Source organism: Paraburkholderia fungorum (assembly GCF_046026025.1).
GTDB classification, from domain to species: Bacteria; Pseudomonadota; Gammaproteobacteria; order Burkholderiales; family Burkholderiaceae; genus Paraburkholderia; species Paraburkholderia fungorum_E.
On record NZ_JAQQFL010000003.1, the window covers coordinates 169,128 to 194,050 of the forward strand.

The 24,923-nt window shown below is 61.4% G+C and carries 23 protein-coding genes; 11 read left to right on the top strand and 12 right to left on the bottom strand.

Annotation, left to right across the window (positions count from 1 at the left end; genetic code table 11):
* Positions 1 to 1,020: a TRAP transporter substrate-binding protein gene (locus PQR67_RS04955; protein ID WP_408455270.1), complete on the bottom strand. Its 1,020-nt coding sequence runs from the start codon at positions 1,018 to 1,020 to the stop codon at positions 1 to 3.
* A 384-nt stretch (positions 1,021 to 1,404) separates the two neighbouring features.
* Between PQR67_RS04955 and PQR67_RS04960 the strand changes: the two genes are divergently transcribed.
* Both PQR67_RS04960 and PQR67_RS04965 read left to right on the top strand, forming a co-directional pair.
* Positions 1,405 to 2,571: an acetyl-CoA acetyltransferase gene (locus PQR67_RS04960; RefSeq protein ID WP_408455273.1), complete on the top strand. Its 1,167-nt coding sequence runs from the start codon at positions 1,405 to 1,407 to the stop codon at positions 2,569 to 2,571.
* A gap of 67 nt (positions 2,572 to 2,638) precedes the next feature.
* A complete protein-coding gene (locus PQR67_RS04965) occupies positions 2,639 to 4,237 on the top strand; it encodes an acyl-CoA synthetase (protein WP_408455276.1) in 1,599 nt (532 codons plus the stop codon).
* A 66-nt stretch (positions 4,238 to 4,303) separates the two neighbouring features.
* Here the strand turns inward: PQR67_RS04965 and PQR67_RS04970 are convergent, their stop codons facing one another.
* The gene (locus PQR67_RS04970) at positions 4,304 to 5,116 is read right to left on the bottom strand and encodes an AraC family transcriptional regulator (RefSeq protein ID WP_408455279.1); all 813 of its coding nucleotides are present in this window, start codon (positions 5,114 to 5,116) and stop codon (positions 4,304 to 4,306) included.
* A gap of 145 nt (positions 5,117 to 5,261) precedes the next feature.
* Between PQR67_RS04970 and PQR67_RS04975 the strand changes: the two genes are divergently transcribed.
* The gene (locus PQR67_RS04975; RefSeq protein ID WP_408455282.1) at positions 5,262 to 6,167 is read left to right on the top strand and encodes a DMT family transporter; all 906 of its coding nucleotides are present in this window, start codon (positions 5,262 to 5,264) and stop codon (positions 6,165 to 6,167) included.
* A 66-nt stretch (positions 6,168 to 6,233) separates the two neighbouring features.
* Here the strand turns inward: PQR67_RS04975 and PQR67_RS04980 are convergent, their stop codons facing one another.
* Positions 6,234 to 7,376, bottom strand: a complete 1,143-nt coding sequence (locus tag PQR67_RS04980) for a sigma-54-dependent Fis family transcriptional regulator (RefSeq protein WP_408455284.1) — start codon at positions 7,374 to 7,376, stop codon at positions 6,234 to 6,236.
* Between the two features lie 192 nt (positions 7,377 to 7,568).
* Here PQR67_RS04980 and PQR67_RS04985 point away from each other — a divergent pair, with 192 nt between their 5' ends.
* The 7 genes from PQR67_RS04985 to cyoD all read left to right on the top strand — a co-directional run bounded on the left by PQR67_RS04985 (position 7,569) and on the right by cyoD (position 13,771).
* On the top strand, positions 7,569 to 8,468 hold the full coding sequence (locus PQR67_RS04985) for a LysR family transcriptional regulator (protein WP_408455287.1): 900 nt from the start codon (positions 7,569 to 7,571) through the stop codon (positions 8,466 to 8,468).
* Between the two features lie 178 nt (positions 8,469 to 8,646).
* Positions 8,647 to 9,180, top strand: coding sequence for a PCC domain-containing protein (locus PQR67_RS04990; protein ID WP_408455290.1), 534 nt, complete (start codon positions 8,647 to 8,649; stop codon positions 9,178 to 9,180).
* Positions 9,177 to 9,623, top strand: coding sequence for a PPC domain-containing DNA-binding protein (locus PQR67_RS04995; protein ID WP_408455293.1), 447 nt, complete (start codon positions 9,177 to 9,179; stop codon positions 9,621 to 9,623). The genes PQR67_RS04990 and PQR67_RS04995 overlap by 4 nt, the downstream gene beginning before the upstream one ends.
* A 300-nt stretch (positions 9,624 to 9,923) precedes the next feature.
* Positions 9,924 to 10,817, top strand: coding sequence for a ubiquinol oxidase subunit II (gene cyoA / locus PQR67_RS05000; protein ID WP_408455296.1), 894 nt, complete (start codon positions 9,924 to 9,926; stop codon positions 10,815 to 10,817).
* A gap of 3 nt (positions 10,818 to 10,820) precedes the next feature.
* A complete protein-coding gene (gene cyoB, locus PQR67_RS05005) occupies positions 10,821 to 12,830 on the top strand; it encodes a cytochrome o ubiquinol oxidase subunit I (RefSeq protein WP_408455299.1) in 2,010 nt (669 codons plus the stop codon).
* Positions 12,830 to 13,438 carry a cytochrome o ubiquinol oxidase subunit III gene (cyoC, locus tag PQR67_RS05010; RefSeq protein WP_408455302.1) on the top strand — a complete coding sequence of 203 codons (609 nt, stop codon included), beginning with the start codon at positions 12,830 to 12,832 and terminating at the stop codon, positions 13,436 to 13,438. The genes cyoB and cyoC overlap by 1 nt, the downstream gene beginning before the upstream one ends.
* Complete coding sequence (gene cyoD / locus PQR67_RS05015; protein ID WP_408455305.1) at positions 13,439 to 13,771, top strand: cytochrome o ubiquinol oxidase subunit IV; 333 nt, start codon at positions 13,439 to 13,441, stop codon at positions 13,769 to 13,771.
* A 75-nt stretch (positions 13,772 to 13,846) separates the two neighbouring features.
* On the opposite strand, the gene PQR67_RS05020 is transcribed toward cyoD, so the two are convergent.
* The 8 genes from PQR67_RS05020 to PQR67_RS05055 all read right to left on the bottom strand — a co-directional run bounded on the left by PQR67_RS05020 (position 13,847) and on the right by PQR67_RS05055 (position 22,830).
* Positions 13,847 to 14,578, bottom strand: coding sequence for a maleate cis-trans isomerase family protein (locus PQR67_RS05020; protein WP_408455307.1), 732 nt, complete (start codon positions 14,576 to 14,578; stop codon positions 13,847 to 13,849).
* Between the two features lie 37 nt (positions 14,579 to 14,615).
* Complete coding sequence (locus tag PQR67_RS05025; protein ID WP_408455869.1) at positions 14,616 to 15,995, bottom strand: isoxanthopterin deaminase; 1,380 nt, start codon at positions 15,993 to 15,995, stop codon at positions 14,616 to 14,618.
* Positions 15,996 to 16,096: 101 nt separating this feature from the next.
* Entirely contained in the window at positions 16,097 to 17,446 is a 1,350-nt protein-coding gene (locus PQR67_RS05030) for a nucleobase:cation symporter-2 family protein (protein WP_408455309.1), read from the bottom strand.
* Between the two features lie 198 nt (positions 17,447 to 17,644).
* Positions 17,645 to 18,754 carry a CobW family GTP-binding protein gene (locus tag PQR67_RS05035; protein WP_408455312.1) on the bottom strand — a complete coding sequence of 370 codons (1,110 nt, stop codon included), beginning with the start codon at positions 18,752 to 18,754 and terminating at the stop codon, positions 17,645 to 17,647.
* Positions 18,755 to 18,818: 64 nt separating this feature from the next.
* Complete coding sequence (locus tag PQR67_RS05040) at positions 18,819 to 19,433, bottom strand: UbiX family flavin prenyltransferase (protein WP_408455314.1); 615 nt, start codon at positions 19,431 to 19,433, stop codon at positions 18,819 to 18,821.
* Positions 19,430 to 20,827 (bottom strand): UbiD family decarboxylase, encoded by a 1,398-nt coding sequence (locus tag PQR67_RS05045; protein WP_408455317.1) that lies wholly within the window; start codon positions 20,825 to 20,827, stop codon positions 19,430 to 19,432. Before PQR67_RS05045 ends, PQR67_RS05040 begins: the two co-directional genes overlap by 4 nt.
* 111 nt (positions 20,828 to 20,938) lie before the next feature.
* Positions 20,939 to 21,865, bottom strand: a complete 927-nt coding sequence (locus PQR67_RS05050) for an amidohydrolase family protein (protein WP_408455320.1) — start codon at positions 21,863 to 21,865, stop codon at positions 20,939 to 20,941.
* Positions 21,865 to 22,830, bottom strand: coding sequence for an amidohydrolase family protein (locus PQR67_RS05055; protein ID WP_120349119.1), 966 nt, complete (start codon positions 22,828 to 22,830; stop codon positions 21,865 to 21,867). Before PQR67_RS05055 ends, PQR67_RS05050 begins: the two co-directional genes overlap by 1 nt.
* A 242-nt stretch (positions 22,831 to 23,072) precedes the next feature.
* Between PQR67_RS05055 and PQR67_RS05060 the strand changes: the two genes are divergently transcribed.
* Positions 23,073 to 23,984: a LysR substrate-binding domain-containing protein gene (locus PQR67_RS05060; RefSeq protein WP_408455324.1), complete on the top strand. Its 912-nt coding sequence runs from the start codon at positions 23,073 to 23,075 to the stop codon at positions 23,982 to 23,984.
* Between the two features lie 2 nt (positions 23,985 to 23,986).
* On the opposite strand, the gene PQR67_RS05065 is transcribed toward PQR67_RS05060, so the two are convergent.
* Positions 23,987 to 24,877 carry a LysR substrate-binding domain-containing protein gene (locus PQR67_RS05065; protein WP_408455327.1) on the bottom strand — a complete coding sequence of 297 codons (891 nt, stop codon included), beginning with the start codon at positions 24,875 to 24,877 and terminating at the stop codon, positions 23,987 to 23,989.
* Positions 24,878 to 24,923: the final 46 nt, after the last annotated feature.

Here is a 24,923-nt window from a genome sequence, read left to right on the forward strand (position 1 = left end):
TCAGGCGAGCTTGCCGGTGTATTTTTCGAGGGCGGTCCACGCGTCGTCGCCAAACTTCTTGTGCCAGTCGGCGTAGAAGCCCGTTGAAGTCAACTGGCTGCGGAACGCATTGATGTCGACATCGTTGAATTGCAGGCCTTTCGCTTTCAGTTCGGGCATCAGCGATGCGTTCAACTTGGCGACGTCCGTGCGTTCCTGCATGGCCGCATCGTTGACGGCGTTCTGCACGATGGTCTGCAGGTCTTTCGGCAGACGCGCGAACGACTGCTTGTTCGCGAGGAACCAGAAACCGTCCCACATGTGATTGGTCATCGAGCAATACTTCTGCACTTCGTAAAGCTTGGCCGCGGTAATGGTGGCGAGCGGATTCTCCTGGCCTTCAACCACGCGCGTTTGCAGCGACGAATACACTTCGGAGAAGTCGATGCTGGCCGGCGACGCACCGAGTGCCTGGAACATCGACGTCCAGATCGGACTCATCGGCACGCGCAGCTTGATACCTTTCAGGTCGCCCGGCAGGTGGATGGGTTTGGTGCTGGTGGTGGTCTGACGGTAGCCGTTGTCCCAGATCCTGTCGAACGCGAACACCGAGGTCTTCGCGATCTCCTGGCGCACACGCGCACCGAGTGCGCCGTCGAGCGCGGCCCACACCTGGTCATAGTCCTTGAACGCGAAGCCGACGCCCGTGATCTGTGCGGCCGGCACGAGCGTGCCGAGAATCAGCGGCGACAGCGTGAAGTAATCGATCGCACCTGAGCGGACCTGCGAGAGCATGTCCGTGTCGCTGCCCAACTGGTTGTTCGAATACACCTGAAAGTCGACCCGCCCTTTGCTTTCCGATGCGATGCGCGCCGCGGCTTCCTTCGCGCGGATGTTCATCGGATGGGTGGCGGGCAGGTTGTTCGCGTACTTGAGGGTGAATTCGGCGGCGTGCGCGGAGCGGCCGTGCAGACCGGCGAACGACGCCGCGGCGGCAAGAGAAGCGCATTTGAGAAAGTCGCGCCGGGTGGTAACGCTCATCGTCTGTCTCCTGGGTTTTATGTTTGCCGCTTCGAAGGCTGGCGGGTAGCTAAAAGCAAATTGGATGCCATTCGACGGGAGCCTTACGGGCATTGGCATCAAGGCGATAGGGGCGGGTTATTGCCAGGCTGCGGATGCCGTGCAGGTGTCGAGTGAATGCGACACCTGTCGCATGCTTTGTGTCGCACGCTGGTGGGAGCGGTCTGCAGGTTCGCGTGCGGCGCGAGTGCGGGAGCGGCCGCCGTCGCTACGCGTCGCCTGCTTGGGCGCGGCGTTTCGCTTCATGCGTGCCGTGCTGGCCGCATCGTGGTCGTGATCGCTGGGTCCGGCTGGCCTGGCTTTTGCATAAAGAGCCTTCATTCCCAAGCCAAGGAGTTGTTCGCAATGCAACCGACCATCATCGGATGGAGCCATATCCCGTTCGGCAAACTCGACGCGCTGGACATCGAACGCATGATTGCCGACAGCGCGCGCGGCGCGCTCGACCATGCCGGCGTCGAAGCCGGTCAGATCGATTCGATTCACGTGGGCACCTTTAACGGCGGGTTCGTCTATCAGGACTTTCCGTCGGCGCTCGTCTTCAACGCGATTCCTGAATTGCGCTTCACCTCGACCGTGCGTTGCGAAAACGCGTGCTCGACCGGCTCGGCCGCGGTGTACTCCGCGCTCGATGCGGTGCGCTCGGGACGCTCCGCGTGCGCGCTGGTGATCGGCTACGAAAAGATGACGAGCCTGCCAACCGCCGAAGTCGGCAAGGTGCTGCAGAAGTGCTCGTATGCGAGCGAAGAGGCGGACGTACCCGGTGGATTCGCGGGCATTTTCGGTCAGCTCGCGCAGACGTATTTCGATCGCTATGGCGATCAGTCGGACGCGCTGGCGGCGATTGCCGCGAAGAATCATCACAACGGCGTGTCGAATCCGTATGCGCATATGCGGCGCGATTTCGGCTATGACTTTTGCCGCACGCCGTCGGAGAAAAACCCGTTCGTCGCCGGGCCGCTAAAGCGTACCGACTGCTCGATGATCTCGGACGGCGCGGCCGCCTTGATCATTGCGTCACCGGACATCGCGCGGCACGCACGTCAGGCGGTCGAGTTTCGCGCAACGGTGCAGGTGAGCGATTACCTGCCGCTGTCGCGGCGCGACCCGATCGCATTCGAAGGCGCACGGCTCGCGTGGAAGCAAGGTCTGGCGCAAGCCGGCATGACGCTCGACGATCTGTCGCTGGTCGAAACGCACGACTGTTTCACGATCGCCGAGCTGATCGAGTACGAAGCGATGGGCCTCGCCGAGCCGGGACAAGGCGCGCGCGTGATTCTCGACGGCGTCACCACGAAAGAAGGGCGCTTGCCGGTCAATGCGTCGGGGGGACTGAAGGCCAAAGGTCATCCGGTCGGCGCGACCGGCGTGTCGATGCACGTGATGGCGGCGATGCAGGTCAGCGGCCAGGCCGGTGCGATGCAGATTCCGAATGCGCGTACGGCCGGCGTCTTCAACATGGGCGGCGCCGCCGTGACCAATTATCTGAGCATTCTCGAAGCGCGTCGCTAAAAGGCATCCCATCACCAGGACCTTCCATGCACCTCTCTTCCCTTCTCTCTCTTCAAAGCACGGGCTTATGCTGACCACCGTCATGAACCTCGGGAATCTGCTCACCGATGCAGCCCGACGCCACGCCGATCACCCCGGCTTCATTCACGCCGAACGCAGCGTGAGCTGGCATGACATCAACGCGCGAGTCGACGCGGTCGCGCACGGTTTGAGCCGGCTCGGCATCGGCAAGGGCGACAAGATTCTCGTGCATTCGCGCAACAACCTGGCGCTTTTCGAAAGCGCGTGGGTCGCGTTCAAACTCGGTGCCGTGTGGGTGCCGACCAACTGCCGGATTACCGCAGCGGAAGCGGCGTATCTCGGTGAATCGAGCGGTGCGGCGGCGATGATCTACGAAACCGGCTTCGACGCCCACGTCGATGCCGTGCGCGCGGCATCGCCCGCATTGCAGCATGTGATCGCGATCGGCGCGCCACGGGCAGGCGAACTTGCCTACGAGACACTCGCGCAGCAGATGGACGCACCGCCGTTCGCCGCGGTGGACGTGGATCGCGACGACCCGCTCTGGTTCTTCTACACCTCCGGCACCACCGGGCGTCCGAAAGCGGGCGTGCTTACGCATGGGCAGATGGCCTTTGTGCTGACCAATCACATTGCCGATCTGATGCCCGGGTTGACGCACGAGTCGCGCTCGCTCGTGGTGGCGCCGCTATCGCACGGCGCGGGCATTCACGCGATGGTTAACGTCGCGCGCGCGGCGGCCAGCGTCTTGCCGGCCTCGGAGAAGCTCGATGCGGAAGAAGCTTGGGCGCTGGTGCAAAAGCATCGCGTCGACAATATGTTCACCGTGCCGACTATCGTCAAGATGCTGACGGAGCATGAATCGGTGGACCGTTACGATCACCGTTCGCTGAAATACATGATCTATGCCGGCGCGCCGATGTATCGCGAGGACCAGAAGCATGCGCTGCGCAAGCTGGGCCAGGTGCTGGTGCAGTACTACGGCCTCGGCGAAGTGACCGGCAACATTACGGTGCTGCCGCCTTCGCTGCACAGCGCCGACGACCATGCCGCCGACAGTCGCGTGGGCACCTGTGGCTACGCGCGAACCGGTATCGAAATCGGCATCCTCGACGACGAAGGCCATCGCCTCGCGGCGGGCGCGAGCGGTGAAATTTGCGTGCGCGGACCGGCGGTGTTCGTCGGCTATTACAACAATGCAGAAGCGAACGAAAAGGCCTTCCGTCACGGCTGGTTCCATACCGGCGATCTGGGGCATCTCGACGAACAGGGCTTCCTGTACATCACCGGGCGTTCGTCTGACATGTACATCTCCGGCGGCTCGAACGTTTATCCGCGCGAAGTCGAAGAAGCGATTCTCACCCACAAGGCCGTGCAGGAAGTCGCGGTGGTCGGCATGCCGGATCCCAAGTGGGGGGAAGTCGGCGTCGCGGTGGTGGTGCGGCGCGTGGGCTGGGCGCTCGAGGAGGAAGCCTTGCTGGCGCATCTCGAACCGCATCTCGCACGCTACAAATGGCCAAAACGTTGCGTGTTCTGGGACGCGTTGCCCAAGTCCGCCTACGGCAAGATCGTCAAGAAAGATATCAAGGCGTTGCTGGCTGCGCCTCAAGAGGCCGTGACGGCGGAGGGGATGGCCGCCCGCTGACGCTCTTGAGCTTGCCCGGCGCGCCGTCTGCCGTGAACCGGCTTGCGCGCCGGGCAGCAACGAGCATTACGCGTAAAACGCTGACGGCACCACGCCGAAATGCCGCTTGAACATTGCCGCGAAAGCGCTTTGGCTCGTGTAGCCATGATCCAGTGCGACCGTGATGATTTTTTCGCCATGCGCGAGGCGTTTGAGCGCGAGCAGAAGGCGCGCCTGCTGACGCCAGCGACCGAACGTCAGGCCGGTTTCGCGCTGAAACCAGCGGTGAAACGTCTTTTCGGAGACATCGAGGGTGCTGGCCCATGCGCCGATGGTGCGATTGTCGTCGGGGGCGGCGAACAGGCCGTTGCATACCTTGCGCAAGCGCGGATCGGTCGGCCACGGCAGATAGAGCGGCAGCGACGGCACCGCATTCAATTCCGCCAGCAGCAGGCGCATCAACTGATCGTCGCGCGAGCCGTCGGTGTAATCCGGCGGCACGTCGATTGCCGCGAGTATCAATTCGCGCAGCAGTGGATGGACTTCGACCACGCAACTGCGCGTGGGCAAATGCGCGGTCGCGCCGGGTTCGACGAACACCGTGCGCATTTTCACATCGCCGCTCATCTGCACCGAATGATCGACCTCGGGTTCGAGCCATACGCCACGGGTGGGCGGCACGACCCACGAACCGGTTGCCGATTCGATCAGCATCACGCCTTCGATCGCATAGAGCAATTGCGCGCGCCGATGACGGTGCGGCGCAATCACGGTGCCGTGCGGATACCACGCGGCCATGGCCGACACCGGCATAGGCGTGCTCTCGAACGGCACATGCGCGCCGGGTGCAGTGGGCGTTTCAGTGTGGCGTGCCGCGGGCATTGGAGTTCGCGCGTTCATTCGTGGTGTTGCCCTTCATGGGATGGTTGACCGTTTCGCGACAGATAAAGACCTTTTGGCGTGAGACGGACCTTGCGTGCGAGCGCAAGAATTCATGTCACGTCGGAGCCTCCGATTCCTTGTCGACAATCAGCCAGAGCGTGATATGAAGAAATCGTATTTCCTGTTTCCCTTTGTGGCAATCCTGCTGTGGGCCGGCAATGTCATCGTGTCGAAGTTGTCCGCCCATACCATCGACCCGTCGGCGATCACGTTCTACCGTCTATTGCTGGCGGTCGCGCTGATGAGCCTGTTCACACTGAAACCGGCCTGGCGCAACCGGGCGGCGATCGTGCCGCAACTCCCGAAGCTCGCCGTACTCGGCTTTCTCGCGATGGCCTTGTTCCAGAGCCTCTCGTATGAAGCGGCCAAGACCACCACGGCGACCAACATGTCGATCATCACCGCGCTCGTGCCGCTGATGACGATGGTCGCCAGCACGCTGCTGCTCGGTGAAGCGCCGACCACGGGGATGGTGGGTGGCGGGATTCTGTCGCTGGCCGGCGTGGTGTATCTGATCACGCAAGGCAATCCGGCGATGCTGTTTGCCAACGGCGCGCATCTCGGCGATCTGCTGATGATTTTCGCCTCGCTCGCGTATGCGCTGTACGGCGTGCTGCTCAAGCGCTGGCACGTGGGGTTGCCGTCGTGGCAATCCACCTACCTGCAGGCGCTGTTCGCGTTGTTGTTCATGCTGCCGATGCTGCTGCGCCTGCCGGCAGCCGAAGCTGTGCCGACGCGCGCGAGCGTGCCGCTGATCCTGTATGCCGGCGTGCTGGCCTCGGTGGTGCTGCCGTTTCTCTGGATGCAGGGCGTCAAGCATCTCGGCCCGAATCGTTGCGCGCTCTTCATGAACGTGCTGCCGATCGCGACCGCGCTGATCGCCATCGCAATGCTCGGCGAAACCTTGCACCTGTATCACGTGCTCGGCGGCGGCACCGCGCTCGTCGGCGTGATCGTTGCGCAAATGTTCAAACGACCCGCGGCGCAGGCGGCCGCAACGCGGGAATAAACCATCACGATCGTGATCGACGGGGCGCGTGTTCTGGCAGGCACGTCGCCGCGTTGATGCATGCGTTCAACCGTGATCCGCCATCAGCATGTCGCTGCCAAGGTCGCGCACGTGCGGAATGCGAAACCGCCTGAGCTTGCGATAGAGCGACGCGCGGCAAATACCGAGTTCGCGCGACGCGGCTGAGATGTTCCAGCGGCTCGCGGACAGCGCGCGCAGAATGTTGTCGCGTTCGCTCGGCGGTGCGACTGGCAAGCGGGACGCGTCGGCGAAACGCGCACTATGCAACGTGGCGTGCCCGCCGCTGTCACGTGACGCGGCGTAGGGCTGCGGCGTTGCCTGCAACGCGGCATGAAACGTCGAACGCAGACCGATATGCCCGCCCACGCCTTGACCGGGTTGCACATTGGCCGGCAGGTCGCCCGCGCGAATCAGGTCACCGCTCTTCACCGCGCAGGCATACTGAAGTGCCGCACGCATCTGGCGCAGATTACCCGGCCATTTGCAGTGCAACAGAATTTCGCGTGCTTCACTGTCGACGTTGGCGTCGAGCGTCATGCCTGGCGCTTCGCGTTCGAGAATAGATTGCAGCAGCCATGCGCGGTCATGCCGTTCGCGCACCGGCGGCAGATGCACGATTCCCACGGCGATCCGGTAATAGAGATCTTCGCGGAACGTTCCTGCTTCGACGTGCGATTCGATATTCTGATGCGTCGCACAGATCAACTGGAGGTCGACCGCGATCGGTTGGGCTGAGCCGATCGGTGTCACTTCGCGCTCAGACAGCGCGCGCAGCAAGCGAGTTTGCTGCGCTGCGGGCATATCGCCGATTTCATCGAGGAACAGCGTGCCGCGATGAGCAAGCACGACCTTGCCCTTCATGCCGGTTGACAGTGCGCCGGAGAACGCGCCGCGTGTATAGCCGAATAGTTCGCTCTCGATCAGATTCTCAGGGATCGAGCCGCAATTCACCGACACCATCGCCGCCTGCCGGCGGTTGCTGTAGTCGTGCAGCGCACGCGCGAGATATTCCTTGCCGGTGCCGGTTTCACCGAGAATCAGAATGGGAAGTTGCCGGTCGATGAGCAGGCGGGCACGCGATAGCGTGGCCAGCATCGTAGGATCGTCGCCACATAGTTGGCCAAGCGGCAGCCCCGATGAGCGAGATGAGTCTGCACGGGCGCGGTCCAACGGGTCGTGGGCGGTCATGGCATCTCTCGTTATGTATCTGATTGGCAGGATCGGCCCGGCTTGTGGCCCGGCGGATCGGAAAAACTGCCAGCGGTTTGTCTCCGAAACCAAGCATAGTGCGATTCATTAATAGTCTCCAATACATTATGATGCGACGACTGATACCGGATAGGTATCAATCGGATTCCTTCAGGCGGACTTGGGGCAGGCATGGAGCTGAGGCAATTACGCTATTTCGTCGTACTTGCGGAGACCTTGCACTTCGGTCGGGCGGCGGCGCTGCTCAATATCTCGCAGCCGCCGCTGTCGCGGCAGATTGCGTTGCTCGAGGCGGAACTGGGCGTCGTCCTGCTGGATCGCACGCGCCGCAGCGTGCGGCTCTCGGCAGCCGGGCATCGCTTCTATCGCGACGCCAAGACGGTGATGGCCACCGTCGACCAGGCGCGCGGCCATGCGCGCGCCGCCAACCTCGGCGAGGAGGGCACGCTGATGGCGGGCTTCATGTTCGCCGCCGCGTACAGCATCGTGCCGGCGCTGACGCGTGCGTATGCATCGGCCTTTCCGCGCGTCGAATTGAAGCTCAGCGAAAGCATTCCCACCTTGCTGGTGGCCGAGATTCGCGCCGGCAAAGCCGACGTCGGCATCATGTATCCGTCGGACTCCGCGGTTGAACTGGAGACTCGCACGATCTTCAGCGAGCAGTTGGTCGCCGCGTTGCCCGAAGGACACCGGCTCGCGACACGGGCGGCGATTTCCATTGCCGAGTTGCGAGACGAATGGTTCATCATCTCCCCCCATGCGGCTTCGCCGTTCATCTACAACACGATCGTCGAGCACTGCCGGCGTTCGGGGTTTACGCCCCGTATCCGCATGGAAACCAATTTCCAGCAGACCATCGTGAACCTCGTCGCGCAGCAACTCGGCGTTGCGCTCGTGCATAGCTCGATGCGCAGCACGCACGCGGACAACGTCAGATTCGTGCCGTTGCAGCACGCGCCCTATGTCGATGTCGCGCTGGTGTGGAGCCCCGATACGTTGAATCCATGCGTGGCGCGATTTGTCGATATTGCCGCGCAATTGGGGTTGGTCGGCGCGCGCTCAGGCAGCTAGCGCGCAATCCCACGCCATGACGCGGGCTCGACACCTGTAGCACCGCGCGCGACAGATGTTGCGCGCAGGTCAGCCGGTTCATGCGCGCTGAGGCCTGCCGGACCGTGCGCGTTGCGCAGCGCGTCCAAATGGCATTGAAGTTGCTAATAGGGGGTGTCGTAATTTACGTGACCCTTCCATGACGTCAAAGACAGAAGCTTTCCGCCATCCAGGCGCAGCCGCTCACCCGCGGGTGCTGGCCATGGTAGTGCGGGAGCCGCGCGAACTGCGCGTTGAAATACCCAGCGGATGCAACGCCGGTAAGGTGCTGCGCGACTTGATGTTGCAGCACGGTTTCGGTGGCGCGACCGGCCGGATCTGTAGCGGCTCGGCGCGCGCATTGCAATACCACGTCGTCATCAAGGCCGCGCAAGGCGAGCGGCCTTACATCTACGGCACCCCTAACATGGAGAACGATGAAGTCGCGTTGCTGCACGGCGCGGTAACGATCGGTAAGGACCGTGCGGGCGGCGTCGCACTGCATTGCCACGGTGCGTTTGTCGGCGCTGATGGGCGGCTGCACGGCGGCCACGTGATTCTCGATCGCCTCGAAGTGGGCCGTGAGCCGCTGGTGTTGCGGCTCTGCGCATTTGCACACGACGGTTTCACGCAGTACGTCGACGAGGAAACCCGCTATACCTTGTTCGGACCGACGGTGGAGGATGCCGCATGACTTCGCTATCCAACTCATCCGAGGTCAAACTCGAAGCCGGCATCTATGGACGCACCGTGATCGCACGGTTGAAGCCGAATGAAGACATCGTCGAATCGCTCGAGCGGCTGTGCGCGCAATATGGGATCGGCCGCGCGGTGGTGCGCAGCGCGGTCGGCAGTCTGATCGACGGACATCTGACGAGCGGCGTGGGCGCTGCGTTGGCCACACAGATCGTCACGGGGCCGGGCGTCGAGATCGTGGGGCTATTCGGCGAAGTTGCGTGCGCCGTGCCGGGTCGTGACGATACTGGCTCCACGGAGCTCACCGCGATTCTGTCCGGCACGGACAGCCAGGTGTTTGCCGGGCGGGTGGTGCGCGGGATGAATCTGTCGTTCATCACGGTGGAGGTGACGCTGCAGGAGTGGCTCGCGAACGCGGAAGGTTTGGCGGGACGTGTTTGACAGATAAAAAAATAGAACAATTCGTAGGGCGAAACGAAACCCATTTTCTGCGATTTGACAGAAATTTCCAAATCAAATAGGTCGAAACGGAATCTGGCAACACCCCATAGGAAGTCAATTTTGGGGTGTTGACAAATCTTTGCCGAAAACCACGGTTTCTGTGCGGTTCTCTTACCTAGGATCAACTTTCACATCTTCGGTCTTTCGTAGAATCCTGCGGCATGCGCATTCTGGGTGCGTGTCCCATGTAGCAATGGGCGCAGCGAATTTAGGCGAAAGTTCTATGAGAAGCCGGACGATATGAAAAAAGAAGGAGCCCATAACAGGGCGTCGATACCCATTGCGGTCGCGCTGAGCACGTGCCTTTCCGGATGCGGAAACCTCGATGTACTTGATCCGAAGGGCAGCATCGGTATGGCCGAAAAATCGCTGATTGGCACAGCGACATTCACGATGTTAATCGTCGTGGTGCCGGTCATTCTCATGACGCTGTGGTTTGCATGGCGTTATCGCGCGAGCAACCGTCATGCGACGTACGCGCCGAAATGGGCGCACTCAACGGCGATCGAAGTTGTCATCTGGACTGTACCGTCCATCATCATTCTCTGTCTCGGCATTCTGACGTGGAAGACCACGCACGAGCTCGATCCCTACAAGCCCATCGAGTCGGCTGTGAAACCGATCAGAGTCGAAGTGGTGGCGCTCGACTGGAAATGGCTCTTCATCTATCCGGATCTCGGCATCGCATCGGTCAATCAACTGGCTTTCCCAGTGGGTACACCCGTTAATTTCGTGATCACGTCCGATTCGGTCATGAACTCGTTCTTCATTCCGCGGCTGGGCGGCCAGATCTACGCCATGGCGGGCATGCAGACGCAGCTGCACCTCATTGCAGATGAGGCCGGCGACTACGCGGGCGTGTCGGCCAATTACAGCGGCCGGGGCTTCTCCGATATGAAGTTCCGTGCGCTCGCCACCAACCCCGAGCAGTTCAACGCGTGGGTGGAAAAAGTCAAGGCGTCGTCAGACCGGCTCGACATGAACGAATACAGCACGGTGTCGCAGCCGGGCGAGAAGGCGCCGGTGCGCTACTTCTCTTCGGTCGATCCGAAGCTGTTTTACAACATCATTGCGAAGTACAACAACGGCCACGTTCTTGATCCGCGAAACAGCAATTGCAGTACGAAGGGGTAACACATGTTCGGAAAACTGACACTTTCGGCGATTCCGTTCGATCAGCCCATCATCATGGGCGCGGGCGCCCTGATGGCGATCATTGTCCTGGCCACGCTCGGTGCGTTGACGTGGTTTGGCAAGTGGAAATGGCTTTGGAGCGAATGGCTTACCAGCGTCGATCACAAGAAGATCGGCGTGATGTATATCGTGGTCGCGGTCCTGATGCTGCTGCGCGGGTTTGCCGACGCGGTCATGATGCGTCTGCAACTGGCGCTCGCCTTTGATTCGCCGGGCTATCTGCCGCCGCATCACTACGACCAGATCTTTACGGCGCACGGCGTCATCATGATCTTCTTCATGGCGATGGCGCTGATGGTCGGCCTCTTCAACCTGATCGTGCCGCTGCAGATCGGTGCGCGCGACGTGGCGTTCCCGTTCCTGAACTCACTCAGCTTCTGGATGACCGCGATTAGCGCCATTCTGATGAACCTGTCGCTCGTGATCGGTGAGTTTGCGCAGGTCGGCTGGCTCGCGTATCCGCCGCTCTCGGAACTTCAGTTCAGTCCGGGTGTGGGCGTGGACTATTACATCTGGAGTCTGCAGTTATCAGGCGTCGGCACGCTGATTACCGCTATCAACTTCTTCGTCACTATCATCCGTATGCGTGCACCCGGCATGTCGCTGATGAAGATGCCGGTGTTCACGTGGACCGCGCTGTGTTCGAACGTGCTGATCATGGCAACGTTCCCGATCCTGACCGTTGCGCTCGCGCTGCTCGGTCTGGACCGCTACCTCGGCATGCACTTCTTCACGAACGACGGCGGCGGCAACGCCATGATGTATCTGAACCTGATCTGGGCATGGGGTCACCCCGAGGTCTACATTCTGGTTCTACCGGCGTTCGGCATTTATTCGGAAGTGATCTCGACCTTCGCGAAGAAACCGCTGTTCGGCTACAAGACCATGGTCTACGCCACTTGTGTGATCACGGTGCTGGCGTTCCTCGTCTGGCTGCATCACTTCTTCACGATGGGGTCCGGCGCGGACGTCAATGCGTTCTTCGGCATTATGACCATGGTCATCGCCATTCCGACCGGTGTGAAGATATTCAACTGGCTGTTCACGATCTATCGTGGGCGCCTTGAATTCACCACCCCGGTGCTGTGGACGATCGGCTTCATGATCACCTTTACGATCGGCGGCATGACCGGCGTGATGATGGCGATTCCCGGCGCCGATTTCGTCCTGCACAACAGCCTGTTTCTGATTGCCCATTTCCATAACGCAATTATTGGCGGCGTGGTGTTCGGTTATCTGGCTGGTGTCCACTACTGGTTTCCGAAGGTGTTCGGCATCAAGCTGAACGAGAAACTCGGCAAGGCCGCTTTCTGGCTCTGGTTCGTCGGCTTCTATGTGTCGTTCATGCCGCTCTATGTGCTTGGCTTTATGGGCATGACACGGCGTCTGAACCACTATGACAACCCGGCATGGCAGCCGTTGCTGATTGTCGCGGCGTGTGGCGTGGTGTTCATCGCGCTCGGCGTGGTCTGCCAGGTGCTGCAGGTGGTTGTTAGCGTGCGCAATCGCAAGCTGCCGGCGTATCGCGATGTCACGGGCGATCCGTGGGACGGCCGCACGCTCGAATGGGCCACATCATCGCCGCCGCCGGTCTACAACTTTGCCACTATCCCGGTGGTGCATGAGCTCGACGCGTTCGCCCATATGAAGGAAACGGGGCAGGGCCTCGGCAAGGACGTCGCGTACCGCGAGATTCATATGCCGTCGAATACCAGCGCGGGCTTCTTTATCGGCATCTTCAGCCTGTTGCTCGGCTTCGCAGGGGTCTGGCATATCACGTGGCTCGCAGTGGCCGCGCTCATCGCCATCATGGCGACGGTGATCGGACGCAGCTTCGGCGATAACGAGGGCTATTACATTTCGGCGGAGACAGTCCGGAAGACCGAAGAGAAGGGCGGCAAGGCGGGCGAAACGAAGCGTGAAGAGCGGCTTGTCGCTGCGGAGGTCAACTGATGTTACAGAAAACCAATTTCGCCGCGCTGGGCGAGCTGGAAAGCGAACACGCGCCGTCCCATTCGGTATTCGGGTTCTGGCTGTATCTGATGACCGACTGCGTGCTGTTCGCGTCGCTATTCGCGGTGTTTGCCGTGATGGCGCACCAGTTCGCCGGCGGCCCAACCGGCAAGGAGCTGTTCGACATTCCGGGCGTCGCGCTGGAAACCGCCGTGTTGCTGCTGAGCAGCATCACCTACGGTTTCGCGATGCTCGGGGCACACAAGCGCAAGTCGGGTGTCGTGCTCGGGTGGCTGGCGGTTACGTTTGTGCTCGGTCTGGCGTTCCTCTGGTTCGAAGTGCAGGAGTTTTCGCACCTGATCGCCGAAGGTGCGGGTCCTGGCCGCAGCGCGTTCTTTTCATCGTTCTTCACGCTCGTCGGTACGCACGGCTTGCACGTCACCATGGGCCTCATCTGGATGGCCGTGCTCGCCGTCCAGATCGTCCTGAAGCCGGAAATGTCCGAGCGTGAGATCACGCGCCTCACGTGCCTGAGTCTCTTCTGGCACTTTCTAGACATCGTGTGGATCTGCGTGTTTTCGTTTGTCTATCTTGGGAGCGTGCTTTAAATGGCTCATACACAATCACTTCATGAAGAAGAGGGGCACGGAAGTCTCTCGGGCTATGTCATCGGATTCGTACTGGCCGTGGTGTTGACTGCGGCGTCGTTCGGGTTGGTGATGAAGGGCATGCTCGAGCCGGGCTCCGCAATGGCTGTGCTGGCCGTGCTTGCGCTTGTACAGATTGTCGTTCATCTGGTGTTCTTCCTGCATCTGAACACGTCGTCCGGTCAACGGTGGAATGTGATGGCGCTGTGCTATACCGTGATCGCCGCGATCATTCTGATCGGCGGCACGGTGTGGGTGATGCACAACGTCAGCATGAACATGATGTCACGCTAACTCACACGCAAGATGACGGGTTGGGGCGGCGCGCGCGGAAACCGATGGGCCGCCGCGCCGCCTGACCCAGCAGCGTTACGCGACGTCGTCAAACAGCCTGCCCCAACTTGCGAGTGGCGTCGTATCCACTCCCAGCATTCTTAAGGCCTTCCAAATCACCGTGGCCACCGTGTCGTAAGCGGGAATATCAGTCGCCATCTCAAACGCCCGCACCAGATGCGCCGCGTGCAGATTCGTGCAGAACGTCGTCACCGCATCGGGTCTTGCAAATGCGGCCTCACGCATCATGATTGCCAACTGCGCATCCGGCACTTCGGCAAAACTGAAATTGTTCTGCAAGCCGAGATGGCGCTCCGAGACACATTCAATCCCCAACTTCTCGTAGTTCCGCACAATCCGTTGCTGAACCTCGTCGATATACGGCGACACCAGACCCAAGCGCCGCACGCCGGTTTTGGCGAAGATTTCGTTGAGGGCGAGCACCGAGGTTGTCGCGGGAATGCCGGTCGCTTCGGTGATGTGGCGGCACAACGCCTGATCGCGCTCGAAGCCGAGCCAGCCGGCAGATGTGCCGCTCCAGCCGATCACATCCACACGCGCATCGGCCAGGTGATTCGCGGCAGCCAGAACCCGGCTCGTGTCGAACTGACCGAGCGCCTGCTCCGATAACGCGATCTCCGTGACCGTGAAGCGCGCGAAGTGTGCGCTGACGTGCGGCAGTTCGCTTAGTATCGCGGCGGTCATCGGCTCCAGCGCCGTATTCGACGAAGGCGTGAGAATACCGAGCCGGATTCTTCCGTGTTGCATGGTGGCGTGTCCCTTTGATCCCGCATGCGTGAGTGGCTTAGTCGGCGAGCAGTTGCTTCACGCCCTCGGCCGCTTCATGGCGAAGCCGTTCGAGGTCGAGACCCGGAATCACGCCGTTATCCACCACCACGCGGCCGTTCACCACGTTGTAGCGAACCCGAGCGGGTTCACCCGCCGTCACCGGCGCTACTGCCACATCATGGAAGCCGTTGAAGCGTAGATCGCTGACGTCATACAGCACGAAGTCCGCCGCCTTGCCTACTTCAAGCGTGCCGACCGCATCCAGACCGAGCACGCCTGCGCCGCCCGCGCTGCCCCAATGAATCGTTTCTTCGACGGTGGTCGCCGACGCACCGTGGGCCGCGCGATGCACCAACCATGCGAAGTGCGCTTCGTTGGTCATGCTGCCGGATTCGTTCGAGGCGACGCCGTCCACGGCCAGCGACATCGGCACGCCCGCCGCCGCCATGTGCGGCGCCGGCGCAATGCCGCTGCCGAGTCGCGCATTGCTCACCGGACAGTGCGAGCAGCCGCTGCCGGTTTCCGCAAGCATCGCGATCTCGCTCGGCTGCAGATGCACGAGATGAGCGAACCAGACGTCTGGCCCGAGCCATTCGTGATCGGCGACGAACTCGACCGGTAGTTTGTTGAAGCGCTCCTTGCAGAAATCGACGTAGCGGGTCGTTTCGGAAAGATGCGTATGCAGCCTGAGACCCATGCGCCGCGCCGCGCGCGCAACTTCGGGCAGCAATTCCGGCGGCAGCGAAAACGTCGGGGTGGTCGGCGCTACGACGACGCGCCGCATCGAAGCATCGCCCGCGTCGTGATAGCGCGACTTCAGCCGTTCGATATCGGCGAGCATCTGATCGAGCGTTTCCGGCTTGAGCGCGACTTTGGCAAACCCAGGATGATCACCCGCCGCCTGCAATGCGCCGCCGCGGCATAGCACGAAGCGCATACCGAACTCGGCCGCTTCGTCAAATAGCAGATCGCCGGTTTCCGTAGTGCCATCCGCGTGATACAGGTAATGGTGATCGGCGCAGGTCGTCACGCCGGACAACAACAGCTCGGCCAGACCCAGTCGAGCGGCAATCCGCGCCAGATCCGGTGTGAAGCGTGCAAGCCGCGGATACGGCACGGCGGCCAGCCATTCCTGCAAATCGGCGTTGATGCCGGACGGCACCGCCTTCAGCAGGTTCTGGAACAGATGGTGGTGGGTATTCACCCAGCCCGGATAGACGACGCACGAGCGCGCATCGATCACGCGTTCATCCGCGCGCGGTTCCAGGTTCGGCGCAATGGCCTCGATGCGGCCGTTGCGAATCCGCAGATCGACCTGGCCTAAGCGCGCCACATCGCCGCTCAAGCCGCTCATCACGGCGGCAGGGTTCTTGATCAGCAACGCTTCAGTTTGCATGCTCACGATTCAATGTCCTCTCAGATGCTTCGAAGCGGCCGCCGGTCCACAGAGGTTCGCCGGCCGCGCTCGTCATGCTGCGTCGATCGCTCATCCGATCATCAGGATTCGCGCACCAGATTGCTGTGGGTTTCGACGATCTTTTCCTCTTCGTGCGCGCCGTTCAACACCGCGTTCAGCACGACCGACACCAGACACGCCAGCACCACCCCGCTATGCAGGAAAGGCTGGGTCCAGTCGGGCATATGCTTGAAGACTTGTGGCGCCATCACCGGAATCAGTGCGGTGGCGATCGTGAAGCCGACAATCAGCACGTTGTAGCGATTGCCCTCGAAGTCCACCTTAGCCAGCGTTTGCACGCCGGCGGCCACCACCACGCCGAACATCGCGATGCCGGCGCCGCCCAGCGCGGCGGCGGGTGTCGACGCGACAATCGCGCCGATCTTCGGCACCAGCGCCACCACGCACATCAGCACGCCGCTGATCGCCACCACCCAGCGGCTGCGCACGCCGGTCAGGATCACGAGGCCGACGTTCTCCATGAAGGCGATGAAGGGGAACGCCGCGAACATGCCGGCAATCGCGCTCGCCAGACCGTTCGCACGCATGCCGCGCACCACGTCTTCCTCGCTCACGTTCTTGTCGACGATGTCACCAATGGCGACGAACAGTCCCATCGATTCGACCATTTGCACCACCATCACGACGATCATCGTCAGCACCGGCACCACCGAGAAGACGGGCGTGCCGAAGTGGAACGGCATGGGCAACGTGAACCACGGCGCGGCGCTCACGCTCGTGAAGTTGCCCATCCCGAGCGCGCACGCCAGAATGCCGCCCGCGATCAAGCCGATCAGCACCGAGAGATTGCGCAGGAACGGACCGGCAAAGCGGTTGATCCCGAGAATCACGATGGCGACGAACAGCGTGACGCTCAGGAAGGGCAGCGCGCCGAACTGCTGCTGCGCGGCCTCGCCGCCACCGGCCCATTGGTACGCCACGGGGAACAGTTGCAAACCGATCACGGTCACGATGCAGCCGGTTACCACGGGTGGGAAGAATCTTCGTAAGCGTCCCACCAGGGGCGCGGCGAACATCGTGAAGAGACCTGCGCCAATCACCGCGCCGCACACACCGGCGAAGCCGACGCCCGGACTCAGGCCGATCGCGATGACCGGCCCGACGCTGCTGAACGCGACGCCTTGCAGAATGGGCAGACGCACGCCGAACTTCCAGACGCCGACGGTCTGCAGAATCGTCGAGATGCCTGAGCAAAACAGGGCGGTGCTGATGAGCACCGTGGTATCGGCCGACGACATTTTCAGTGCCGACGCAACGATCAAGGGAACAGCAATCGCGCCGATATAAGCCACTAGCATGTGCTGCAAACCGAGCGTGATCATCTGGCGCTTCGGCAGAATCCGATCGACGGGATGTATGGCGGTATTCATGACGTGTCTCCTTTGTCGACCGGAGTTAGCGCTTTAGCGCTTACTCCGGTCCCATGCAGTTACTTGCGGTCGACCGGCGTTAGTGCTTTAGTGCTACTCCGGTCCATCCAAGAGGGTGCTGGATTAAGTTTTCTGGCCGGAGCGCGCTGCACGGTTTTGCCGTGCAGCGTTACTTCGCACGCCGACCGGATCTCCCCGTCAGGCCGCAATGGGCACGGCAAGACAGGCATGGAAGCGGTCGGTCAGCGCGGCGCGATCGAGATCGCGTCCGATGAATACAATGCGGCATGAGCGTGGTTCAGTGCCCCACACCTGCGCCGCGCGAAGTTCGATCACGTTGTGCACGCCTTGCAGCACATAGCGGTGCGACTGGCCTTGCAAAGCGAGAATGCCTTTCATACGGAACAGGTTGGTGGCGTCAGACCTGCGCAGTTCGGTGAGCCAGACTTGCAGCGCGTCGAGATCGATATCGGCATCGACTTCGATGCCGACCGAGGACACGCTTTCGTCGTGCTGGTGGTCGTCGTGATCGTCGTCATGATGGGCGTGTTCATGATCGTGATGCGCTTCGTGCTCGTCATGCTTGTCGTGATGATGCGCGTGGCCGTGCCCTTCTTCATGCAAACCGTCCGTCTCCACGAGAATCTGTGAGAACTCGTTCGCACCGACGCCGAGAATCTTGTCGAGATCGATCTGGGCGTAGCTCGATTCGACGATCTGCGCCGTAGCGTTCAAGCCGCGAATACGCTGGGTCAGCGAGGCAACATCTTCCGTGCTCACCAGATCGACCTTATTGATCACGATACGGTCCGCGCAGACGATCTGATCGACCGCCTGGTTGTCGCTACCGTCGAGTACCAGATCGTCCAGATGCGCGGCGATGTGTTTGGCATCCACCATGGTGACGACCGCGTCCAATGTCACCTGCTTCGCGATCGGATCGTCGAGGAAGAACGTCTGCGCGACGGGATACGGATCGGCGAGCCCACTCGTTTCAACGATGATGTGATCGAGCCGGTCCGGCCGTTCCACCAGCATGCGCACGATCCTCACCAGGTCTTCGCGCACCGCGCCGACGCAGCACACGCAGCCATTGGTCATCTCGTAGATCTCTTCGGTCGATTCGAGCACCAGACCACCGTCGATGCCGATCTCGCCGAACTCGTTTTCGATCACCGCGATCTTGCGGCCGTGCTTCTCGCGAAGAATGTAGTTGAGCAGCGTTGTTTTGCCGGCGCCGAGAAAGCCGGTCAGCACCGTGACGGGGATTTTCTCGATTTCGTTGTGGGTGGTGTGAATATGGGTCATGGCTCGTCTCCGTTTCTTCGGTCGTGCTGCGGTTCGTGCGGCTCAATTCGGGTGGCTTTGCGCGTCAGGCGATATACGATGCGTGTGTTTGCGTTGCCACTTCGGTTGTTGTGTCCTGCTCTCGCCATCGTTTGACGGTGCCCGCTTCGAGATCGAACAGATCGAGTACACGGCCCAGCGTGTGATCGATCATCTGGTCGAGGGACGCCGGGCGCGCGTAAAACGCCGGCACAGGCGGCGCGACGATCGCGCCCATTTCAGTAACGGCGATCATGTTGCGCAGATGCGCCAGCGTGTAGGGGGTTTCACGCGCCAGCAGCACCAGGGGACGGCGCTCTTTCAATGTGACGTCGGCGGCGCGCGAGATCAGGCTCGACGACATGCCGCTGGCGATTTCGGCAAGCGTCTTCATCGAACAGGGCGCGACGATCATGCCCAGCGAGCGGAACGAGCCGCTGGAGATTGCCGCGGCCATGTCGTCGCAACGGTAAGTGAAACCGGCGAGGGCGCTGACTTCGGCGAACTTGTAGTCGGTCTCGTGCGTCATCGTCAGCAGGGCGCTACGCGAGACAGTCAGATGCGTTTCGATGCCGAGCTCACGCAGCAGGTGCAGCAGACGCACGCCGTACGTGAATCCGGACGCACCGCTGATGCCGACAACGAGTCGCCGCGGGGTCATGATTGGGCTCCGGCGGTGGCGCGGGCCAGAATATCGACGGCGTGTTGCGCGGCGGCTTCGCTGATCTTCGCGCGAATGCCGTCGAAATGGGAACCGCGCGTCGCGTCGATACCCATGCGCGACGTGGTGCCCGCCGCGGACGAAGACGGGTCGAGCGGACTGCCCGGCAAACCGTCGACGATAAACACGTCCTGGTGCGGCTGGAAATGCGTCGCGATGGCCCACAGCACTTGCGAATCGTTGGTGATGTCGATGTCGCTATCCACCGCCACCACGTTCTTCAGATACGGGTCCCAGCCGAGCAGCGCGAGCATGATCTGACGTGCTTCGCCGTCGCGTGTCTGATCCAGCGCGACATAGCAGTGAAAATGCGTGCCCGAGTTCGGATAGTGCAGCGCGGTGACGGAAGGAAAGCGCGCCTTCAGCTTCTCGCTCATTTCCGCTTCGCGCGGCAAACGGGCCAGTGTCAAATGCTCGGCGTACGGGCCGCCGACGACATCGACGAGCCATGCATCGTTACGCCGCATCATCGTGTCGACGCGCAGCACGTTGTTGGTCGAGCGGTCCGATGAGTAGCCCGTGAATTCGCCGAATGGACCTTCTTCCGCGTGAGCGTCCGGATCGATCGTGCCTTCCAGCACAAACTCGGCGGAAGCGGGCACGCCGATTCCGTATCGCGGTGTACGGACCAGTTGCAGCGGTGCACCGAATAATCCCCCTGCAATTGCGCGCTCATCTGTGCCGAAGGGCACGCGCGCTGCAGCGGCCAGCATGAACAAAGGATGCGCGCCGATCACCATCGCGACCTTCAACGTGTCGCCGCGCGCCTTGGCGGTCTGCAGCATGCGCCAGAGGTGGCCGCGTGAATGCAGGCTGGTGGCGAGCGCATTGCGGGCATGCCGCATCGAACGGTGATAGCTGAGGTTGGCAACGCCCGTCACCGGATCTTCGGCAATGATCACCGCGTTGGTGATGTACGGACCCCGATCGGTATCGAAGTGGCGGATCATCGGCAGTTGCGCGAGATCGACGGCGTCGCCTTCGACAACCTGGTCGAGAACCGGACCGGTCGGCACGAAAACCGGCGCGATGGGGGCGTTCGCGCGCTGTTGGTAGGCGTCGAACAAGCCCGATGCATCGACGTCGAACAAACGGCCAATGCGCGTGCGTGAAGCGAAGAAATTGGTGACCAGCGGTGTCGCAATGCCGTCGACCTTTTCGCAGATCAACATGTCATGTCGTCCGCGTGCAGCCAATTCGGCCACGATAGCGGTGACGTCCTGATCCGCTGCCACGGGCTGCCTGATGGTCAATACGTCGTCGGGAAACTGCTCGCGATACGCCTGTGCGAAGCGGTGAAAATCCTGCGTGGCGCGGAAGAGGTTATCCGCCATAGTGAACTCCGTCGAAAGCGATAACGAAAGCGGACCGTCGTGAGAGGCCGGCGCGGTGTGAGCCGCACCGGCCTTACAGCAAGCGCTAAACGTGTCAGCGCGTTAAACGCGTTAAGCAGGCTGCGTTACATCATTCACGTAGGTCGCCTTCAAACGCTTTTCCGCTTCGACCAGATCCTTCGGCGGCTTGGTGGGTTCGATACCGACCAGACGGGCGATGTTATTACCCATATAGTCTTCGAGACCGTCTTCATCCAGATCCATACCTTGCGGCGCGGGACCGCATAGCATTTCAAGTTCGCGCAGCCACATGCCCGGCTCGTTCGGTGGCGAATCGGTACCGAACACGATCTTGTTGCGCGGCAGTTCACGAGCGAATTCGACGATGCGCGACTGATAGCACCAACCCGATTCGCAATACACGTTCGGCGTATCCATTGCCATCCAGAAGGCTTCGAACGAATAGTTACCACCCGTTTGAATCCCGAAGTGACCGATGATGAAATTCACCATCGGGAATTCGCGGATGATCGGATAGAACTGCGTTGGGATCGTGTACGGTCCGTCGCCGGTATGAATCAGCACCACCACGCCGAGCTCCGCACACTTCTTCATGGCTGGACGCAACCAGTCGAGCGCGCGATCCGGCCGATAGCCGTGCATGTTCGCGTGCAGCTTGAGCATCTTGAAGCCGTACTCCTTCACGTGGAATTCGAGTTCGGCCGCGCCGTTTTCCGGACCCCAACGCGGGTTGTACGTGAAGTTGCCGATAAAGCGATCCGGGTATTTCTGCGTCAGCTCGGCGATATACGACATGTAATCGCGAATGCCCTCACGGCCGCGGCGATTACCGTCGCGATAGCCGGTGTTGCCGGGCGGCGGCTGAATGAAGCCCATGTCGATGCGGCGCGGCTTGCCGTTGATGATGTACGGACCGTCCATCATCTTCAGCAGGCGTTCGCCGGTGAACGGCTCGCCGGTGTGGCGCCACGCTTCGTCGACGAGATTGGTCGGGTGCAGATGGGTATCGATGATCATCAGCGGGCTCCTGCGTAGGCGGCTTGAGATGCCTGAGCGGCGTGCTTGTGCGACGCGCCGGCATGGTGTTTCAGATAGGCTTGCGCTTCTTCGACGCTCCTCGGCGGCGCGCTCGGCTCGATGCCGATCATGCGGGCGAGGTTGTTGCCGAGATAATCCTCGAGCGTGTCTTCGTCGAGATTCAGGCCTTGCGGCGGTTCGTGGCACAACACTTCGAGCAAACGCAGCCACATGCCGGGTTCGTTCGGTGGCGTGTCTGAGCCGTAGAGAATCTTGTGCGTGGGCAGCACCTTCGCGAATTCGACGATCCGCGATTGCAGGCACCAGCTCGATTCGCAATACACGTTCGGTGTATCGAGCGCCATTTGATACGGCTCGAAGCAATACACGCCACCCGTCTGCACACCGAAGTGCGCCATGATGAAGTTCACCGACGGGAATTCGCGGATCAGCGGATACCATTCGCTCGGAATGCTGTACGGTCCGTCGCCGGTGTGCAGCTTCACGAGCAGGCCCAGGTCCGCGCATTTACGCAATGCAGGCCGCAGCCAGTCGAGCGCGCGGTCGGGACGATACGCGTGCATGTTGGCCTGCAACTGCACCATCTTGAAGCCGTGTTCCTTCGCGTAGAACTCGATTGCCTCGGCGCCGTTCTCAGGACCGCAACGCGGGTTGTACACGAAGCAACCGATCAGACGGTCCGGATACTTCTGCGTCATTTCGACGGTGTACGCCATGTAGTCGTCGATCGATTCGCGGCCCGTGCGGTTGCCGTCGGTCCACGTGTAGATGGTGTTGCCTTGCGGCGGCTGAATGAATGCCTTGTCGATGCGGCGCGGCTTGCCGTTGATGAGGTACGGGCCGTCCATCGTTGCGATCAGACGCTCGCCGGTAAATGGCTCGCCGTCGTGGCGCCAGGCGAGGTCGACCAGATTGGTCGGATAACAGCTGGTGTCGATGATCATGTACTCGATCTCCTTGAGAGGAACTGGTGTATCCAGTTGCCGGATCGCGGGCAGGCGCATCGATGGAACGGAGCCCAGACGGGCTTGCCCATGCGGCCCTTTGCAAGGCGTCATTTTTGAGCGCCTTCCCCTCGCCGGCATCGAGTGTCACACTGATGTGCACTGCTGCTTGCGATGCAGTCTCACAAGATAAAAACGCTCTGTACAATATTTTTTAACCACGATCTTGATACGTTTGCGATATGGACATCCGGCTGTTGCGTTACTTCGCGGTACTTGCCGACGAACTGCATTTCGGCCGGGCAGCCGCGCGGCTGCACATTTCGCAGCCACCTCTCAGTCAGCAGATTCGTATTCTCGAAGAGGAGATGGGCACTGCGTTGTTCATGCGCTCGCAGCACCGTGTCGAGCTCACTGATGCAGGGAAAACACTTAAGGAGCAAGTGCCGCTGATCTTCGCGCAGTTCGAACGCGCGATCGATCTGACGCGTTGCGCGGGTCGGGGTGAAGTGGGGAGTCTCGAGATCGGCATCATCAGCTCGGCGATGGTCGAACCGATTCCTCGCGCGCTACGGGTATTTGCGGAGAAACATCCGCAGGTGCAGTGGACCCTGCATGAGATGACGCCCGCTGCGCAGATTCTCGCGCTCAAGGAGCGGCGGTTGGATGTGTGTTTCTTCCGGGTGTCGCATGAGGACCCGGAGATTCGTAGTGAAGTGGTGATGCGTGAATCGGCGGTGGTGGCGCTGCCGTTAGGGCACCGGCTTGCCGCGTGTGAAGCGATTGCGTTGCGCGAGTTGGAGACGGAGCGCTTCGTGTCATTCGGTTTGCAGCATTCGCAACTCGCGCGTTTCTTGCAGGACTGTTGTGTCGAAGCAGGGTTTACACCGCAGATCGATCAGGAGGTGGTCGAGGTGCATACGCTGTTGTGTTTGGTGCGCGAAGGACTGGGCGTGGCGCTGCTGCCTTCGTCGGCGCGGCAGTTGACGACCGGTGGTGTTGCATTTGTGCCGGTGGCTGCGCCGTGTCCCGAGGTGTCGTTGCACGCGCGCTATCGTGCTGAGGATGCGTCGCCGGTGCTTTCGCTGTTTCTCGATACCGTGCGCGAGGTGGCGGCCAGTGTGAACGTCGGCACGGAGGGTGGCGAGCGGTAACGCTAGCCGACCGTCTGCGCGACCAGTTCGCGAATCACTTCGATCAGCGGCGCCACGCGCGCCGCTTTCTCCCGAGGCCACACTGCATACAGGTTGTAATGCGTTGGAATTTCGACTTGTGTGAGTTCGACCAGGCGGCCCTCGCGTCGCGCGTCCGCAGCGAGCAGGCCGCGCGCTAAACCTGCGCCTATGCCTGCGCTTGCCGCTGCAATCAGTCCGGCTGCGTTGTCGAATACGGCGATGGCATCCGGTTCGACCGCAGGCATGCCTGCCGCGGTGAGCCACGGAATCCACGAGCGTTTCGTATAGCCGAGCAGCGGTAAATCAAGCACCTGCTCCGGCGTGAGCGGCACGCTCAGCCCGCGTGCCGCGAGAAGCGCGGGCGAACCTACGGCCGTCAACCGATCACCGCAAATCAGCGCGTTCTCGAAGCCGTCCCATTCGCCATACCCATACCGCAGCGCAATATCCACACGCTCGAACGCGCTACGGTCGTGGCGTGGCGTGGATAGCATGGTCAGCGACGTGCCGGTCAACGCACCCAGCAAGGCCTGCAAGCGCGCCACTAGCCAGCTCTGCGCGAGTTCAGGGTCGACGTCGAGCGTGATCGACTGCTTGACCGTGCGCTCTTTCACCGACGACAACGCCCGATCGATCTGCTCGAAGCCATCCGTCAATTGATTCGCGAAGAGCACGCCGGCGTCCGTCAGCACCACGCCGCCGCCTTCGCGCACGAATAGCGGCTGGCCGACGAACTCTTCGAGCGTGCGGATCTGCTGGCTGATCGCGCTATGCGTGAGCGACAACTGGCGCGCCGCGCTCGAAAAGCTGCCGACGCGTGCCGCTTGCAGGAAAGCCTGCATCGACTGGATCGAAGGGTAGCGTTTCAACATAGGTGTTAGCCGGACTTACGGATGATGGAAGAAATCGTCGCTGGCG